Origin of the sequence: Croceicoccus mobilis (assembly GCF_001661965.1) — a bacterium.
Lineage (GTDB): Bacteria > Pseudomonadota > Alphaproteobacteria > Sphingomonadales > Sphingomonadaceae > Croceicoccus > Croceicoccus mobilis.
Window position 1 is genome coordinate 363,082 of sequence record NZ_LYWZ01000022.1, and the last position, 18,227, is coordinate 381,308.

General features: G+C 60.6%; 14 protein-coding genes. 9 read left to right on the forward strand and 5 right to left on the reverse strand.

What is annotated here, in order from left to right; all coding sequences use genetic code 11:
* Positions 1 to 107 precede the first annotated feature (107 nt).
* The 7 genes from A9D13_RS09245 (at position 108) to A9D13_RS09275 (ending at position 6,544) form a co-directional block, all read left to right on the forward strand.
* The gene (locus tag A9D13_RS09245; protein ID WP_066772731.1) at positions 108 to 1,073 is read left to right on the forward strand and encodes a helix-turn-helix domain-containing protein; all 966 of its coding nucleotides are present in this window, start codon (positions 108 to 110) and stop codon (positions 1,071 to 1,073) included.
* A 131-nt stretch (positions 1,074 to 1,204) separates the two neighbouring features.
* Positions 1,205 to 1,960 (forward strand): SDR family NAD(P)-dependent oxidoreductase, encoded by a 756-nt coding sequence (locus A9D13_RS09250; protein WP_066773938.1) that lies wholly within the window; start codon positions 1,205 to 1,207, stop codon positions 1,958 to 1,960.
* Positions 1,957 to 2,958, forward strand: a complete 1,002-nt coding sequence (locus tag A9D13_RS09255; RefSeq protein ID WP_066772733.1) for a thiamine pyrophosphate-dependent dehydrogenase E1 component subunit alpha — start codon at positions 1,957 to 1,959, stop codon at positions 2,956 to 2,958. The genes A9D13_RS09250 and A9D13_RS09255 overlap by 4 nt, the downstream gene beginning before the upstream one ends.
* Positions 2,955 to 3,983, forward strand: coding sequence for an alpha-ketoacid dehydrogenase subunit beta (locus tag A9D13_RS09260; protein WP_066772735.1), 1,029 nt, complete (start codon positions 2,955 to 2,957; stop codon positions 3,981 to 3,983). The genes A9D13_RS09255 and A9D13_RS09260 overlap by 4 nt, the downstream gene beginning before the upstream one ends.
* Positions 3,980 to 4,210, forward strand: a complete 231-nt coding sequence (locus A9D13_RS09265) for a lipoyl domain-containing protein (RefSeq protein ID WP_066772737.1) — start codon at positions 3,980 to 3,982, stop codon at positions 4,208 to 4,210. Before A9D13_RS09260 ends, A9D13_RS09265 begins: the two co-directional genes overlap by 4 nt.
* Before the next feature lie 5 nt (positions 4,211 to 4,215).
* Positions 4,216 to 4,947 (forward strand): lipoate--protein ligase family protein, encoded by a 732-nt coding sequence (locus tag A9D13_RS09270; protein WP_066772738.1) that lies wholly within the window; start codon positions 4,216 to 4,218, stop codon positions 4,945 to 4,947.
* The gene (locus A9D13_RS09275) at positions 4,940 to 6,544 is read left to right on the forward strand and encodes an AMP-binding protein (RefSeq protein WP_066772740.1); all 1,605 of its coding nucleotides are present in this window, start codon (positions 4,940 to 4,942) and stop codon (positions 6,542 to 6,544) included. Before A9D13_RS09270 ends, A9D13_RS09275 begins: the two co-directional genes overlap by 8 nt.
* 747 nt (positions 6,545 to 7,291) lie before the next feature.
* Here A9D13_RS09275 and A9D13_RS09280 read toward each other — a convergent pair.
* The 3 genes from A9D13_RS09280 to A9D13_RS09290 are packed head-to-tail and all read right to left on the reverse strand — an operon-like array spanning position 7,292 to position 11,511.
* Positions 7,292 to 8,887 carry a DUF5060 domain-containing protein gene (locus A9D13_RS09280; RefSeq protein ID WP_082922243.1) on the reverse strand — a complete coding sequence of 532 codons (1,596 nt, stop codon included), beginning with the start codon at positions 8,885 to 8,887 and terminating at the stop codon, positions 7,292 to 7,294.
* A gap of 60 nt (positions 8,888 to 8,947) precedes the next feature.
* Positions 8,948 to 9,943, reverse strand: a complete 996-nt coding sequence (locus tag A9D13_RS09285; RefSeq protein ID WP_066772744.1) for an aldo/keto reductase — start codon at positions 9,941 to 9,943, stop codon at positions 8,948 to 8,950.
* Complete coding sequence (locus A9D13_RS09290) at positions 9,943 to 11,511, reverse strand: rhamnogalacturonidase (RefSeq protein ID WP_172808137.1); 1,569 nt, start codon at positions 11,509 to 11,511, stop codon at positions 9,943 to 9,945. The genes A9D13_RS09285 and A9D13_RS09290 overlap by 1 nt, the downstream gene beginning before the upstream one ends.
* A 146-nt stretch (positions 11,512 to 11,657) precedes the next feature.
* On the opposite strand from A9D13_RS09290, the gene A9D13_RS09295 reads away from it, so the two are divergent.
* Positions 11,658 to 12,386, forward strand: coding sequence for an SDR family oxidoreductase (locus A9D13_RS09295; RefSeq protein ID WP_066772747.1), 729 nt, complete (start codon positions 11,658 to 11,660; stop codon positions 12,384 to 12,386).
* Between the two features lie 38 nt (positions 12,387 to 12,424).
* Positions 12,425 to 14,419 (forward strand): right-handed parallel beta-helix repeat-containing protein, encoded by a 1,995-nt coding sequence (locus A9D13_RS09300; RefSeq protein WP_066772748.1) that lies wholly within the window; start codon positions 12,425 to 12,427, stop codon positions 14,417 to 14,419.
* 73 nt (positions 14,420 to 14,492) lie between these two features.
* On the opposite strand, the gene A9D13_RS09305 is transcribed toward A9D13_RS09300, so the two are convergent.
* Both A9D13_RS09305 and A9D13_RS09310 read right to left on the reverse strand, forming a co-directional pair.
* Positions 14,493 to 16,583 carry a glycoside hydrolase family 2 protein gene (locus A9D13_RS09305; RefSeq protein ID WP_066772750.1) on the reverse strand — a complete coding sequence of 697 codons (2,091 nt, stop codon included), beginning with the start codon at positions 16,581 to 16,583 and terminating at the stop codon, positions 14,493 to 14,495.
* Entirely contained in the window at positions 16,580 to 18,211 is a 1,632-nt protein-coding gene (locus A9D13_RS09310; RefSeq protein ID WP_066772752.1) for a rhamnogalacturonidase, read from the reverse strand. Before A9D13_RS09310 ends, A9D13_RS09305 begins: the two co-directional genes overlap by 4 nt.
* Positions 18,212 to 18,227 lie beyond the last annotated feature (16 nt).

Here is an 18,227-nt window from a genome sequence, read left to right on the forward strand (position 1 = left end):
CGCTTTTGTGCAGGAGTGAACGGCTTTCGAGACCACAGCGAACCCGGACCTCATGCCGCTGGCGCACGTGATTTTCATCCCCTACAGTCAGAGTGGGAGAAAATTCGATGCAGGAACCGCAAGCAGAGACGTGGACAACACGCGGGCTGCCGGGAAGGCAGCAATTCCGCAATTTCCAGGAAGTGTTCGAACGAACGCATTTCCATTGGGACCTGAAGGGCGATTGTGCCGACAAGTATCACGGCTCGATCGTGCGGCGGCATTTCGACGATTATGTCTTCACGCATATAGAGGCCGACCCGCTGGCCGGGCGCCGCACGGCGGACGATATCAAGCGCGGTGACCAGCCCTACTTCTGCCTGCTCTATCTGGAAGCGGGGCATAGCCACCTTGCCCAGGGAGCGAACCAGTGCGAGCTGACGCCCGGTTCGATCGCGCTTTGGGACAGCACGCGGCCCGCGTTCTTCGATGCGAAGTCGACGCTCCACCAGTTCTCACTGCTTATTCCCCACCGCACGGCCAAGCTGGCTCTGCCGGGGATCGAGGACCTGTGCGGCATGCAGGTGCGCGGTGATCGCGGGATGGGCGCGCTGTTGAAGTCGCACCTCAAGCAATTGCATTCGACTATAGACAGTATCGATGCGCGTGACAGGCCGGCTGTCCTTCGCGCAACAGTGGAGATGGCGGCCGCGACGTTCCGCCCGACGACAGAGGCGTTATCGGGTACCGCGTTCCGCCGCTCGCTATTGGCCCGCGTGCAGGAATACGTGATCGCCAATCTTGCCGATCCCGACCTTGGGCCGCAGACAATCGCGGCGGCCTTCCGTTTCAGCCCGCGGTACTTGCACAGACTGTTCGCCGAGTTCGACATGACCGTTTGTGAATGGATCCGGCAACGCCGGCTTGGCCGCGCGCGTGTCGACATGGAGACGCGTGGCCTCGACGCCCTGTCAATCACACAGATCGCCATGAAGAACGGCTTTTCGGACAGTTCGCACTTCTCGCGAAGCTTTCGGGCAGAGTTCGGATCCAGCCCCCGCGAATGGCGCGAGACATCACGGACGCAGAGCTGAACGGTAACGGCAGTTCGCCCATCGTCATGTTTTGAGGCCCGCGCCGACAAGCACGAAAGCCACCGATCGCGCAGAAAGCCATGATGCAGATTCCGCAAGACAGCGGAACGTTTCGTGGAAAGGGCGCGGCAATGGCTGCAAGGCTGGCGGGAAAGACCACCCTCGTAACAGGGTCGGCACAAGGCATAGGGCAGGCAATCGCTGCCCATTTCGAAAGCGAAGGCGCTGAAGTCTGGCGCGGCGATCTTCAGCCGATGGACGGAGAACGCGCCCTGCACCTCGACGTTTCGAATGAAGAATCGTGGGCGAAAGCGATCGCTGAAATAAAGGCCGGGTCGGGCAAGCTCGACATCCTCGTCAACAATGCCGGTATCGAGTGGGAAAAGCCGCTGCAGGACATTCCGCTTGGCGACTGGCGCAAGGTCATGTCCGTCAATGTCGATGGCATCTTTCTCGGCTGCCGTACGGCTAAGCCCCTGATGGAGCGCCGCGTCGAAGGGCGGGCATCAGTCATCAACATATCGTCTGTCGCAGGGATCGTCGGGTTTCCCGACCAGGTGGCCTACAACACGTCGAAAGGCGCAGTGCGGCACCTCACTAAGAGCCTTGCCGTCGAATGGGCCGCGCACGGCACCCCGATCCGCTGCAATTCGATCCACCCCGGCTGCATCAACACGCCCATGCTGGCCGCAGCGGGTGAAAAATGGGTCGCTGCTGGCCTGATTGAAGGCGACAGCCTGATGGAAGCGATGGGCGCGATGTGTCCGCTGAACGAGGTCGGCGACCCGTCCGACATCGCTTGGGGCGCGGTCTATCTCGCCAGCGATGAGGCAAAGTTCGTCACCGGCCTCGAACTCGTGATCGATGGGGGGTTCATTGCGCGATGAGCAAGACCAATCAGCCGCACCGTCTCTGGATGTACGAGAATATGGTGAAGTCGCGCGCTTTCGAGGACGCGATCAAGCCCGCTTATCTTGAAGGTAAGACACCGCGCTTCAATATGGCAAGAGGACCGATTCCGGGCGAAATGCACTTGTCCGATGGGCAGGAGCCGTGCGCAGTCGGCGTCTGCGCGCACTTGCGTGAAAGTGACACGGTTACGGCCACTCACCGCCCGCACCATGCAGCGATTGCCAAGGGCGTCGACCTTGATCGCATGGCAGCAGAGATCTTCGGGCGTGATACGGGCCTTTCGGGCGGGCGCGGCGGGCACATGCACCTGTTCGACGCGTCGGTGAACTTTGCCTGTTCGGGTATCATCGCACAGGGCATGGGTCCGGCATTGGGCGCAGCCATGGCCGCGAAACTGCGAGGTAGCGACGCGGTAGCAGTTGCCTACATCGGCGAGGGGGCGGCCAATCAGGGCGCATTCCACGAAGTCATGAACCTCGCGTCCGTCTGGGGTGCACCGCTTGTCATCGTGATCGAGGACAATGGCTACGGCGTGTCGGTGTCAAAGGCATCGTGCACTGCCGTATCCCGCAATGCCGACCGCGCCGCCGCTTATGCCATGCCCGGCATCCACATTGCCGGCAACGATCCCGACGCGATCTACGACGCCGCAGGAGAAGCCATCGCGCGCGCGCGCCGCGGCGAAGGACCCAGCCTGATCGAGATCGAGACCAGCCGCCTCGAAGGGCACTTCATGGGGGACCAGGAAGCTTATCGCCCCGAAGGCGAGAAGGACCGGCTGAAAGCCATGGACCCGATCCCGCGATACCGTGAACGCCTGCTTGCGGACGGGATCGATGCTGCCGAACTGGATGCCTGCGAGAAGCACGCGCAGCAGGCTGTCGAAACCGCATTCGCCTTTGCGCGCGGCTCGGCCCTGCCCGATCCGGCCAGCGCCTTTACCAGCGTTTTCGTCGAGAGGACCACGGCATGAACACCGCCACTGCAATCCGCAAGCAGACGATCGCCAAGGCCATGTCCGAAGCGCTTGCCAGCGAAATGGAGCGCGACCCCGGCGTCGTCGTGCTGGGCGAGGACATCGGCAAGCTGGGCGGCGTGTTCGGCAACACCGGCGGTCTTCTCGAACGGTTCGGCACCGAGCGCGTGTTCGACACCCCGATTTCCGAAACCGGCTTTATCGGCGCGGCGGTCGGCATGGCAGGGGCCGGAATGCGCCCCGTCGTCGAATTGATGTTCGTCGATTTCTTCGGCGTTTGCATGGACGCGATCTACAACCTCGCTGCGAAACAGGCCTACTTTTCGGGTGGACAGGTTTCGTGCCCGATGGTGCTGATGACATCGGTCGGCGGGGGCTACGGCGATGCGGGACAGCATTCGCAGTGCCTGTACGCCACGTTCGGGCACTTGCCGGGGATGAAGGTCGTCATCCCGTCCAATGCACACGATGCCAAGGGATTGATGCTAGCCGCGATCCGAGACGAAAATCCGGTCGTCTTCATGTTCCACAAGGCGCTGCAGGGCATGGGCTGGCTCGGTACCGTTGCGGGGTCGATCACCGATGTGCCCGACGGCGAATATGAAGTTCCGATCGGCAAGGCAGGCGTGGCGCGTGAAGGGACCGACATCACGCTCGTCGGCCTTGGCATCACCGTGCACCACTGCCTCGCAGCCGCAGATGCCCTGTCGCGTGAAGACGGTGTCGAAGCGGAAGTCATCGACATCAGAACGATCGCGCCCCTGGATCGGGAGACCATCCTCGCCTCGGTCCGCAAGACCGGGCGCGTGGTCGTGGTCGACGACGATTACCTGTCCTGCGGTCTTGCCGGAGAAGTCATCGCCTCGATCGCCGAGGCAGGCATCCCCCTCGCCTCGCCGCCGCAGCGGATATCGCATCCCGACATTCCCATCCCGTTCTCGCCAGCATTGGAGCATGCCGTCTTGCCGAACGCCGAAATGACCCTTGCCGCCGCTCGCCAGTCGATCGGAGAACGCGCATGACCGCGGTCGTCGTACCCGCCGACTTGTGGGACGACGGCTCGACCGCCGTTCTGGGCACCTGGCTCTTCTCCGATGGAGAGCAGGTCACCGAAGGCGCAATCATTGCCGAAGTCATGCGCGACAAGGCCAGCTACGAGATCGCCGCACCGGCGTCGGGCACGCTGCGCACACATGTTGCGGAGGACGACGAGATCGCGCTGGGAGCCGCGATCGGCACGATCGAGTAACCGACATGGACGCGAAGGACCGGACCCGGTGCGATGCGCTGTTCCACGCTCTTGGCGCAGAGCTGCGCTGCATCGTAGCTGATGCGACTATTCACGATACCGTGGCCGACCCGCAGGCTGCTGTCGATGAGGATATCGTGATGGCGCGGCAGGCGCTAGGCGAGAGCGCAGCCATGAAGCGGGCAAGGCTTTGGCGAAACAGGCCTTGCCTTGTCGTGCCGCGACGTCATGCGCACAGCCCCGCTATTGGAGAGGCGCTTGCGCTTGCCGGGATGCCGGTGGCCTTCAGAAAGTCCGGCGGACGCTGTGTCGCGCATGGACCGCATGTCGCAAACCTTACCCTTGTCCTGACCGGCGACCATGTGACGCTTGGCGCGCCCTATCGGCAGCTGCTTGACCTGCTGGAGCGCCTATTCGCTCCCATGGGAATTGTCGGAGAGGCACGCAGCGTTCCAGGGTCCCATTGCGACGGACGGCATAATTTCGCTGTCGGTGGGCGAAAGCTGGCCGGTACGGCAGCGTTTGTCATGCAGCGTGGCGAGCGGCAGGCAGTTCTTGCCCATGCCTCGATATCGCTGCACTTCACCGCAAGCGACCTGGCTGCAATCATGCGGGTCGAAAGCGCTCTCGGTATCGACGCGGACTACAGCGCACAGAGCCATGTCGGCCTGAGCGAACTGGTGCGCATGACTGCCTTCGCTGGCAACGGAGCCGACAGGGAGACCTGCCTTGCCTGATATTCCGACCGTCATTGCCGACCGCCTGGCGCATATCGTCTCGCTCTACGATGGCGATGATCTATCGCTGCATGAACTGCTGGTCGCCTCGCACGAGCCGGGCGACGTCGCCTTTCGCTTTATCGGAGGCGAGGACATTACCTACGCCCGGTTAAATAGGTTATCGGCCGCGATCGCTGGCGGATTGGCAGCACGAGGGATCGGACACGGCGACTGCGTGGCCGTGCTGATGGGCAAGAGCCCGGAAATGGTCGCCACGCTGGTCGCGGCATGGCGGCTGGGCGCCGTGGTCATGCCGATTTTCACCGCCTTCAGCACGCCTGCGGTCACGCACCGGTTGCAAGGCGGCAAGGCGAAAGCCGTGATCGCCGATGTCGGTCAGGTCGAAAAGCTCGACCCCGCGATCATCGCGGAACTCGGGCTCTCTACCACCGTGTTCGTGAATGGCAGGCACGGAGAGTTCTCCAGCCTCGCCTCGATCATCGGCGAGCGTTCGCCCGCGCCGGTTGCTGCCCGCCTTCCCGCTGCCGCGCCGATGATCCGCATCTTCACATCGGGCACGACCGGTAAACCGAAAGGCGTCGATCTGCCGCTGCGCGCTCTGGCCAGCATTCGCGCCTATGCCGAATTCGGGCTCTTCATCGAACCCGGCGATACATATTGGTGCGCGGCCGATCCGGGCTGGGCCTATGGCCTCTACTACGCAATCGTCGCACCGCTCCTGATTGGCCAGCGGTCCATCCTGCTGCCCGGCGGCTTCGATCCGCAGCGCACCTTGTCTATCCTTGCCGAAGAGGGCGTTACCAATTTCGCCGCCGCGCCAACGATCTACCGCGCCCTACGCACCTGCGAGCCATCCGGTTTGTTGCAAGTGACCAAGGCTTCAAGCGCCGGGGAACCACTTGGTGCGGACCTCGATGCATGGGCGCTGGAAACGTTCGGAACGCGCATCCACGACCACTATGGCCAGACCGAGGCAGGGATGATGGTAAACAACCATCACCACCCCTTGTTGCGCAACGAGGCGAAAGCCGGGTCGATGGGCCGTACGATGCCCGGATGGCATGCCGTAATACTGGACGAGCAGGGCGAGCCTGCTCCTTCGGGCGAAACCGGTAAACTGGCAATGAGCCTCGACCATAGCCCCCTAGCGTGGTTCGCCGGATACCTAGACGCGCCCAAGGCCACGCAAGAGAAATTCTCGCCCTGTGGTCGATATTATCTCACCGGCGATGCTGCCCGCATGGATGCGGACGGCCTGATCACTTTCTATGCCCGCGACGACGACATCGTGCTGATGGCAGGTTATCGTATCGGCCCGCAGGAGGTTGAAAGCGTGTTGAACGATCACCCGAAGGTCGCCGCCTCCGCCGCCTTTGGCGTTCCGGACGAAGTCATGGGGGAACGGCTCGAAGCCTGTGTCGTCCTCACCGATACCTCGGATGCGCCCTCGACCGTCGAACTGCAGCAGTGGGTGAAGGACCGTTTCGCGCGCCACGCCTATCCGCGTTCGATCCATTTCATTGCCGAGATGCCCCTGACACCCAGCGGCAAGATCAAGCGTTTCGCATTGCGAAAGCGTTTCGGCGCCACCTGACCGAGGAGCGTCACTCGGCCAAAATGCCGTTTTATTTTACGCAATTACGGCAAGGATTAATCGCGCTTGTAATTTACCTTGAACCTGACAATGCGCGCGTCGTTGAAAAACCCGTTGCGTCTTGCCGGATCTGGCCGCGTGATTTCCCCGTTCGCAAGAGCTTGAGTATCCGCATCACGCTGTGCCTGCTGTGCCTTGCGGCACGTTTCTCAATCGAGCTTCAAGCGATGGACCATGGCGCATCTCCGATGCAATTCGATAGGCAAATCCATCGCCGCTGTTAGGATTGGCAGGTATAAACCAAAATTGCAGTTCGTAAGCTAAAGATAACGCCGCCTGTTTTACTGTGGCAATTGCCAAAGCGAAAAGACAGAAAACGGCCCAGAAGCATCCAAAAGGCACCCATTATTGTCCGGTCGGGTGAACGCGGAAATCGCAGAAATCTGCGCACCTTCGCGAGTGGCGCACCCGACAGGATTCGAGCCTGTGACCTCTGCCTTCGGAGCGAATGGTTTGCCGCTTAGGATATTGTTAAATAGAGATTTAAATTCCGGCCGGCAACAGAGCAAAGCGTGAAATTGAGCGAACTGCGAGGCGCAGATGAGCGACACCGGAAACTGCGGAGGCTGACGAACCGGAAACAGCGTAAATCCTTGAAAGATATGGCACTCTTGACAGGGCAAAGGGCGCTCAAATCATTGGAAAATTCTATTACGCTGTCCGCCCGGTTAAGTTCACTACGTCACGTCAATCGCTGTCCGCGATCCGGCGAAGTCTGACCGCCATGTAGGGCCGCTGCGGCAAAGCGATCGAACCGGTTTTCGGTGCATGTAGTTCATACTCGTTGCCACGAGACAACTCGATCACGCCTTCGACCTCGGTGACAGTCATGTTCCAGCTATCGATGATATCCGCCTTGTAAGAACCGGCATCGCTGTCTTCTCGGGCGGGCAAGGCGATCGTCCACTTTGCCGGGCTCGTCTCGCCGAAATAGACGAGGTAATAATTCCCTTTCCTGCCCGCGACGTGATAGCCCCACCACGGCTGGATCGCGTCAATGCCGGGCGCTGGCCCCTCTTCCATGATACGTTTCAGGAAGGCGAGCCGCGGCGCGCTATCACCTTGCAAGGTACCGCCTTGCCCCAACCATGAATGATCGGGGTTGCCGCTGGAAGCATAGGTCTCGCTGTGGCCAACATAGGTGCCGCCCATCAGCCCGTGCCAGAACCGCTCGACCATCTTTTCAGCTGACAGATTGCCCCAGCGCTTGTCGATGTCGCCCTCATAGACAACCTCGTCGAAGATGACCGGCTTTTCCGCGAAAGCACGATGAAGTTCGGCACGGATGCTGTCGTCAACGGCGGCACCGTTCTGGATACTGGCGTGTGTGATCCACGGCTTGCGATGGTCGTAATAGCGCCGGATATTGTGGATTGATCGCAGCCGGTCGTGCGGATCAGCGTCAACCAATATGCCGAACAGATGGTCCCAGTCTTCGTCCGATTTCGTCTTGATGAGGTCGAACTCATTCGCCATCGACCACCAGACATTTCTGAAAGCACCAAAGCGTGCGGCGACATAACGGACGTACGCTTCGTCATCCTCGCGAGACATGTCCGAATAGCCACGTGAGGGATCATAGGGCTGGTAAAGAATGACATCGGCCTCGATGCCAAGATCGCCAAGGCGCCGGATCCGATCCTCAAAACGGCGGAAATAGGCAGGATTGAAACGAGCCGGATCCCAGTCCTTTGGCCCGCTTCCCGTCCGCAGGAAAGGATCGGTGGCGGCAGAGGCTACATTGGGGAACACCAGCATGCGCATCTTGTTGAACGGCGCTTCGGCGAGCGTTGCCAACGTCTGCCGACATTTCTCCTCGGACTGGAGCGCCCATGAATAGCAGGTCGTGCCGATCTGGCGGAACGGGGTGCCATCTGCGTGTACGAAATGGAACCCATCGTTGCTGACCCGGACCGGGCCATGGTTGCCCCTCTGCGGCTCTGTTGCGGCGAATTCGCCGATCAGGCCGGACAAGGCATTTGCATTGCTTTGACTAGTCCATCCCCACTTCCCCGTTTCGGGAGGGCTGAAGCGGACACGATAGACCCCGTCCCCGTCGTAGAAGCCCGGTACTTCGATGGCCTGCCCACCATTCTCGAAGAGAATCGAAAGCCTCGTCTCCCGAAATGGATTACCGCTGCCCGGACCGTCCAGCGCGATTTCAAACAGCCCCCATCGTTCGACTTCACGCGGCGGGTGCATTCTGGAAAAGGCAGGTCTGGCAAGGCCAGAGACCCCCAAGGCCATGGCATTGGCGAAAACGGCCCTTCGGCTAATGGTCACTTCTTGGTCTCTCCTTTTCCGCAGCGATCTGGTGTCGACTTGCGGGTGATGATCGGCCAGTCAGCCCGCCTCTTGCAGCCCGCGCCTGAGCAGGCCCTGTCTGGCAAGATCGTCCCAGAGAGCGTCGGGAATGGTGACGGCCATGAGATCAATCGCGGCATCGACCTGACGGACGGAACCCATGCCCGGCACCACGGAAGAGATTTGCGAGTGCATGAGCGGGAACTGCAGCGCCGCGGCGGCCAATGGAACGCCATGGGCTTCGCAAATGTCCTCTATCCGACCGACCCTTTCGACAATCGCAGGGGGCGCAGGCTCATAATTGAAGTTGGGCGGCGTTCCACCTGCCCTGACGCCCTTGGCAAGGATCCCGGAATTATACGGCCCCGCGACCACCAGCTTAACTCCCTTTCGTGCGCATAGCGGAAGAAGATTGTCTGCAGGATCCTGTTCAAGCAGGGTGTAGCGTCCGGCCAGCATAATGATGTCGATATCGCCTGCGTGAATCATCTCTTCGCAGACGGCGATCTCGTTCACGCCAATGCCGATCTGGGAAACATCGCCGGCATCGCGCAATTCACGCATGGCGCGATAGCCGCCCTCCATGAATTGGGCGAACAGGCGCGGGTGATCGTCGCCATGGGCAAAGCTGCCGATGTCATGGGCATAAAGAATATCGACCCGCTTTCGCCGCAGCCGTGCAAGACTGCCCTCATGCGATCGCATGACGGCATCATAGCTGTAGTCGAAGACGCTTTCGAACGGTTCCGGGGATACGAATGCCTGACGAAGCGAGTCCAGGTCGGCATCGGGCCTGGGATCCAGTCTCCGCCCGACCTTCGTTGAAAGAATGGCTTCTTGCCCCGGGTCCAGCTCCGCCAGTGCCGACCCCAGCCTCTTCTCGCTGAGGCCAAAGCCGTAGTGAGGGGCGGTATCGAAAAAACGAACACCGGCTTCCCAGGCCCTGCGGACTACGGCGCGGGCATCCTCATCCGCTACGGGACGATAGAGATTGCCGATCGACGCGGCACCGAAACCAAGGTCTAGCGGTCCCATCAGGCCAACCTCCCCATGTCTTCCACCGCGATATTGCGGCTGTCCCTGCACGACACCGCTTGCCCTGCTGGAGCGGAGGAATGAACATTGTCGATGATCGCGCCATCGACATGGCGCAAAGCGACAGCCGGTCGCGCATCCGGTTTTTCGGTCGTGAAGCGACAGTTGCGCACCGTCAACCGCCGCGCATGGCGAGCATACATGCCCTGCGCCGGCAATGTTGCAAGATAGCTGACTTCTAGGCTGGTCACCCGCCGATATTCCGGATCGCGCGCAGCGTCCTGCGAAGTGCCTCCCCCGGCAGAGGCCACATCGATCCCGCTGAAAGTCACATCCTCGACCGGACCGTCAGCGATACCTTCGACACCGCAGGGAAACCGTGGATCGGCGCCCGATACCTGCACATCTTCGAAACGGACCCGCCTGATTGCGCCGACAGGATTCCCTTCGGGTGCACGCATCCGGGCGCCGTGATGCACGAACAGCGGATGATTCACCGGGTTGCGCAAGGTAATGCCCGAAACGGTCACATCCTCCATCACCCCGCCATCGACGATGCCGATCAGGATGCCGCGCGTGTTGGTGCAGATGCAGTCGCTGATCTGGACATTGCGGAAACCGCCCACGGTTTCCGTGCCCATCTTGATACGGCCCAGCACCCCGATATCGTCCGGCGCGCGATAGTCAGACGGTCGATAAGTGCCGTCGAGCAGCGAACCCATCAGATATCCGCTGGTCTTGCAGCCGCTGATCTGGATGTCCTCGCACAGCACCTTTTCGCCAAGCGCATAGCTGCTTTTAAGAACGATGGCATCGTCCTTGGGCGCATTGACGGTGCAATTCGTTATCCGCACATCGCGGCAGCAATCGATATCGATGCCGTCACGATCGGTGTCGATCACGACCCCGTCTACCCGCATGTTTGAACAGCCATGCGCGATGATGCCGAAGTGGCCGGCCTGCAGGATCGTGAAATCTTCAAAACGCACGCCACGGCATTTCATCAGGCCGAAAGTCTTGTTGGCGCGACCGACCTGAGCGGCTTCACCCTCGTTCCGAATCGCCAGTTCGCGTGGCGTGATGCCCAGCGCTTTTGCGGACTGGAAATGATCGCGCCGCCACCAGTGATCGCCCGGCCCCGCTCGATCAAGGCCAAGGCCATGGATCAGTCCACGCCCGACAACCGCGATGTTCTTCGCGCCATCGGCATAAATCAGGCTGTTGTGCACATGGGTAATGCCAAAATCCTGGAATTGCTGCTCCAGATAGTTTTCCGGTGGGTCGTAATTGGCACCGTGCACGTCGGGATTTGCCGCCTCGATCACGGCGCCTGGCGACAGGGCAAGCGTAATATTGTCCAGAAGGCGGATCGAAAAGGACAGGTAGCGGCCCGGCGGAACAGCAACGACACCGCCACCGCGGGACGCAGCGGCACGAATAGCCGCGTTGATCGCCTTGCTGTCTATCGACCGGCCATCGCCTTTCGCGCCGTGATCTCGAATGTCTTCGACGACGCCGGTGGCAGTGGCCTGTGACGCAGCCGCCGGACTGGCCGCGAGGGCGGCCATCAGTCCGATTGCGGATCGCCGGTTAAGGGAAAAGTCTGCGCTTGCACCATCATTAAACATACGACATCATATGAATTCAGATCTGGCATGTCCATGCCGAAATTCGCCCGGAAATGCCGGGCCGATCCATTTGGGAGAAGAATTGAATGTCGCGTCTTGAAGGCAAGGTCGCCCTCGTCACGGCCGCCGGGCAGGGAATTGGCCGCGCCACTGCAGAGGCTTTCCTGCGCGAAGGTGCGCGGGTCATCGCAACCGACGTGCGCGCAGAGGCACTGGAAGGGCTGGAAGGCGCCGATTGCCGCCAGCTCGACGTTACCGACCCGGACGCTGTCAAAGCCATTGCCGCCGGACTGCCCGACATCAACGTCCTTTATAACTGTGCCGGTTTCGTTCACGCCGGTACCATTCTCGACTGCAACGAAGATGCCTGGACCTTCTCCTGCAACCTTAACGTCACGGCGCAATATCGGATGATCCGCGCAGTTCTTCCCAACATGCTGGCGCTTGGCGGCGGATCGATCATCAACATGTCGTCGGTATGTTCCAGCATCAAGGCGGTGGACAACCGCTTTGCTTATGGCGCGACGAAGGCCGCCGTCATCGGGCTGACGAAGTCGGTCGCCATTGATTTTGTCACCAAGGGGATCCGGTGCAACGCCATCTGCCCGGGCACGGTCGAAACGCCGTCGCTTATCCAGCGCCTGCACGACACCGGCGATTTCGAGAAGGCCTATGCCGAGTTCACTGCCCGGCAGGCCATGGGCCGATTTGGCCGGGTAGAGGAACTGGCAGCACTCGCCATCTATCTCGCCTCGGATGAGAGCGCCTTTACCACCGGCACGGTGAATGTAATCGACGGCGGCTGGGTCAACTGATCCCCACCGCGCAAAAGATAAAAAGAGGAGAGGATGATATGATTGGCAAGGCCATAGGTGCCATCCCGTTCGCGGCTGGGCTGCTTTTCGCCACCTCTGCGCTGGCGCAGGTGACGATCCACGTCTCCCCCGGCGGGAATGACGGCAATCCCGGAACCGCGGAAAAGCCACTGAAATCGCTTGTAAAGGCGCAGGAGATCGTTCGCGCAAACAATGCATCCGATGATGTGACCGTCCTTCTGGCAGATGGCGCCTACCGCCTTACGGCCCCGCTGATCTTCCGCCAGGCCGATGGTGGACAGAATGGCCATTCCGTCGAATGGCGCGCAGCCCCGGGCGCAAATCCCATGATCACATCCGGCATGAAAATTACCGGTTTTCGCCCCTATGACGAAGACCGGCATCTTTACGTCGCAGAAACGCCAAAGGGGCTTGATACGCGGCAGATCTGGATCAATGGCACTCGCGGCGAAAGTCCGTTCGTGGAGATTCCGCTGGACGACCTGCAATTCAGCGCAACCGGCTTTGAAGTCACGGACCCCGAATATGCCTGGCTTGGCGATATTTCGCGACCAGACAGGGTGGAGGCCGAGGCCACCGGGATTTTTACCGACCGGTATTCACCCGTGGAATCCATTGATGGTACGCGTTTCACCATGTCGCAGCCCGCTTGGGACAACAACACTTGGGGCTATGACACGGCGAGCCAGCCCCTGTTCCCAGAAGAATCACGCTTCTTCCTGCGCGGTGCCCTGGAGTTCGTCGGGAAGGTCGGCCAATGGCATTCGCGCTGGCACCAATGGGTGATCGATCCCGATGAAGGCAGGCTTTACCTGCGCACCGGACAGGACGAGGACATTGCCGAACTGGATGTCGTGGTGCCCACGCTGGAAGTGCTGGTGTCGATCAGCGGGACGCCCGAAGCGCCTGTCGAACGCTTGACCTTCCGCGGACTGCGTTTTTCGCACAGCTCATGGCTCGGGCCTTCGCGCGACACCGGCTACGCCAACCAGCAGAGCGGGGCCTACCTCAGCGACCCCTCCCCGCTTCATCCCGACGACGCTTGGGAAACGTGCGGCTGGGGCTGTGTGGAATTTGAATCGATGCGGTTGAAGTGGCACCAGATACCCGCCGCTGTCCAGGTTTCAGCGGCACGCGACATCACTTTCGAAGGAAATACGTTCAGCCAGCTTGGCCAGGTCGCGCTTGGCATCGGCAATGAACCGCTGGCGCACGAAACCGGTATTGGCCTCGCCACCTCCAACATTCGGGTTGCGCGCAACCGCTTTGCTGTCATTGCGGGCGGCGCGATTATGGCAGGCGGTGTACGCACCGATGCACATCACCCGTCCGATCAGGCGCTGATCAATCGCGACCTGACGATCGAGGACAATGTCATCCAGTCGGTCAGCCACGATTACAAGGACAATGCCGCGATCCTCACCACCTATTTCGATGGGGCGACGATCGCGCACAACGACATCAGCGAAGCGCCTTATGACGCGATCGCAACCGGCTGGGGCTGGGGCTATAACGATGAAGGCGGCAACCCCAACTATGACCAGAACCAGCAGGGCTATGTCCATAATCCGCGCTTCGACACACCGACCACGCTGCGCGACACACTGGTCGAAGGCAACCGCATCCATGGGGTGAAGCAATGGTACATGGACGGCGGCGCCATCTATAACCTTTCGGCCAATCCCAACGCAGTCATCCGCCGCAATCATATCTTCGACATCAACGGAAAGATTGCCATCTATCTCGATGAAGGCAGCAAGCACTTCACCGTAAGCGAGAATGTCGTCGAAACGGACGGCGTCTGGCTGAACGTCAACACGGCCGGAAAAATGTACGACCAAGGCATTTCCACCGATAACCGGGCGATGGGCAACTGGCACAACTCGCTGAAAACGGGTGGACGCTGGCTGCCGAGGGTGGGCAATGATGCGCGCGGCAACAATCTTGTGGCCGACGCGAACTGGCCTGAAGAGGCCCTTCAGGTGATCGCGGAGGCCGGCCCCCGCGACTGACGATCAATCAGCCAAAAAAAGGGGCGCGTCCTTCGCAGGGCGCGCCCCTTTCTTGTGCGGGACTATCGAACGGTCAGGGCCGCAGATCATATCGCCAGCCAACCTTGTCGGTCAGCAGCCTCCCATCTTGGGTGCGGGCGCGGGCTTCGATCAGGTTAGCGCCCTCCTCCAACTCTATGGTCCATTTCGCCATGCGGTCCTCCACATCGATGCCGGTCCATTCGCCACCATTCAACCGCACCTCAACCCTTGGCAGGTTGGAAAAGGCCATGGCCTTCACCTGCTGGGTTCGCTTGTGCGTATCGCGGCTGCTTGCGATGTGCAGCATCGGCTCTTCGGCCCAGTTCGCCTGATACCAGTAATAGGCATCCTTGGGGATGCGGTCCTCGGTAATAAGCCCCTTGTCATTGATGGCGGGCCTGTCCCCCTCGTTCCGCTTGAAAGACGGGAAGTCGATCGCGACCCAGACAAAAGTCGACCACAGGAACGGACGTTTCTTGAGTTCAAGCCAGTGCTTGATGTGGAAGTCCGTCTGGTACTGCTCCGGATGCCAATAGCCGTTGGATTCAGGCCGCTTCACGACAGGGTCTTCCTGATGGCGGATCGACGCCCCGGCTCCATATTCGCTAACCCCGATCGGCCGGTTCGGCATTTTGGCGTGAAGCTCGTCCGCCCATGGGCCGATGTCTTCCGATTTGGTCCAGTACCAGCCGAAATAGCGGTTGTACGAAACCGTATCACTGTGCTGGGCGATCGGATCATCATCGTCCAGGCAGCAATGCGCGTAAGTCGTGGGCCTATACGGGTCGAGCGTATGCGCAGTTTCGTTCAGCTCTGCCAGAAGCCGGTTCGAAGCGGCATCCGAAACGCGAATCTCGTTCCCGATACCCCAAAGCGCAACCGATGGATTGTTGGTGTGCTGGGCGATCAACTCCTCCATTTGCTGGACAAGATTTTCGCGAAAAGCATCCGACTGGTCGTGATCATCGATAAGAGGCACCTCGGTCAGGATCAGCATGCCAAGTTCATCCGCCCGCTCATAGACGCGCGGCGGATGCTGCATGTGGGCAAGCCGTATACCCGTGGCGCCCATCTCGTCGATCAGGCGCATGTCCTCGTCGATCTCGCCATCGGTGACGATCGGCCCACGGCCGAAGCGCGTCGGCATCTGCATGTTCACTCCATAGAGCGGATACGCTTTGCCGTTCAGCAGGAAGGTGCCGTCCTTTTCAACCGCAACCGTCCGGATGCCCAGCGGCACCGACTGGCTGTCGACAAGCGCTCCGCTTTCGCGGATCTGGCTGCGGATCCGGTAAAGGTAAGGACCCTCCCTTCCCCGCCACAGCTTCGGGTTCGAAACGGTGAAATTGGATGCAACCGACCGGCTCTCACCCGCAGCAAGTTGCAATTGCTCGCGCTGCGTGGCGACCTGCTTGCCATCGGCATCGATGATCTGAGTATCGATTTCGAACTGCGCGGGGACGGAGCGAGTATTCACCACCGCCACATTCGAACCAATTTTTGCGGTGTCATCGCCGATCGCCTCGGTCCAGGCGCGGATCGCCGGACCGGCATGGTTCATACGGTCCAGATGCAGTTCAGGCACCTCGATCAGGCGAACTTCGCGATAAAGGCCGCCAAACACGTTGAAGTCACCGTTAAGGGGGGAAATTTCAGGGTTCTTGGCGTTGTCCACCCGCACGGCCAAAACATTACGCCCTGCCTGCAATTCATCGGTGACGTCGAAGCGAAAAGCGGCATAGCCGCCGCGATGCGTTCCGACCTTGCGGCCGTTCAGCCAAACATCGGCTTTCAGCGTCGCGCCGCCGAAGTGAAGGATCTGCCGCTTTCCCGGTGCAGGAACATGTTCGAACGACAAGCGATACCAGGCGGGCCCGCGATAATACTCGCCTTCCGGCTCTCCACGCGCCTTGGCCCCCCCAATTCCAGAATCTTCGGCGTTATAGGTGTGAGGAACCGAAATCGAGGACCAGCCAGCGTCGTCATGGGACGGAGCGGAAGCCCCTTGCGGGTCGCCCTTGGTGAATTGCCACCCATCGTTAAGCGGCACGCCTTCCTGCGCGCTGGCAGGCTGAAGAAGCGCGACAGTCGCCAGTATGGCTAGCGCGAACAGGCCTGCGAATTCCGATAGCAAACGTGTCATGCCACTTCCTCCAGGACCGAAACCGAACGAACAGCGATGTTCCTGCAATCGCTTGCTATACGCACGGCGCGGTCTTCCTCTTTCATGGAATACAATCCGTCGATCACTGCGCCCTGCACATCTTCCAGTGCGATTGTCGGACGCGCATCGGCGCTTTTCACTTCCACCCGCATGTCGTTGACGGCAAGGTTGCGAACATGCCGCGCATACAGCCCGTGCGCAGGCAGTGTTCCCATGAAGCTCGGCTCAAGGCTGGAAGTCCGGCGTTCGGGAACGTCGCGCGCCGCATCGGACGCGCTACCGCCGCCTGCGGCCGTGACATGCACGCCGCTAAAGCTGACGTCCTCGATGATGCCATCCTTAATCCCGACCACGCCGCACGGATATTCCATCCGCGCGCCCGAAACCTGTATGTCGGAAAAGCGGACGCGCCGGACCCGCGCAACGCCCGCCCCTCGCGGAGCGCGATTGCGCGCCGAAAGACGGACAAACAGCGGATGGTTCACGGGATTGCGAAGCGTGACATCGCGCACCGTCACGTCTTCCAGCACGCCGCCATCGATCGCCCCCATCTGCAGGCCGCGCGAATTTTCGCACAGGCAATCGGCGATGAGGATGTTGCGGAAACCGGCGACGGAGTCCGTCCCCAGCTTGATCCGGCCAAGTACGCCGACATCATCGGGCGCCATATAGGGCGACTTCTGATACGTCCCGTCCAGCAGCGTGCCCAGCAGGTAGCCGCTGGTCTTGCAACCGATGATCTGCACATCCTCGCAAAATCTGGCTTCCTGCAGCGCATAGCTGCTTTTCAGCACGATGGCATCGTCCTTGGGCGCGTTGACCGTGCAGTTGATCACCTTGGCATCGCGGCAGCAGTCAAGGTCGATCCCGTCTCGATCAGTGTCAACGGTCAGCCCCTCTATCCGCACATTGGTGCAGCCCAGCACGTAACAGGCAAAATGTCCGCCTTGCAGAATGCTGAAATCTTCCAGGACGATATTCCGGCACCGCGTCAGGCCGATCGCCTTGTTGCCGCGCCCTTCATATTTCATTTCCAGCGGTATGGCGCGACGGGCCTCGTCGGCGCTCATCCCCAGTTCCGCTGGAGACTTCCAGCCCTCTATTCCATGCCAACGCGGCGGCGGCCCTTCGCGATCAAGGCCCGGACCGAAGATCATGCCCTGCCCGACAATGGCGATATCGTTCACCCCGTCGCCATAGATGAGGCTGTTATGGAAATGGGCCAGGCCGTAATCGACCAGTTGCTCCTCGAACACGCCTTCGGGAAGGTCGTATTGCCCATCGTGCATATCGGGATCGGCAGCAACGATCATCGAACCCGGCATCAGCACGATAGTGATATGGCTTTTCAAGCGGATCGAAAAACACAGATATTCGCCCGGCGGAACGATGATAGTTCCGCCCCCTCGTGCACTGGCCGCTTCTATCGCGCGATTGATGGCGATGGAATCGATCGCCTTGCCGTCGCCGACCGCGCCATAATCGCGAATATCGTGAAAAGCGGACAGGCTGCCCGCTGCGCGGACCGGCATGGCACTGGACGCGAATGCGGCCCCCAGCCCATAAAGCGCAGCACGACGACTGAAATCGACAAATCCTTCAGGCAAAAGCTCTTCTCCCGGC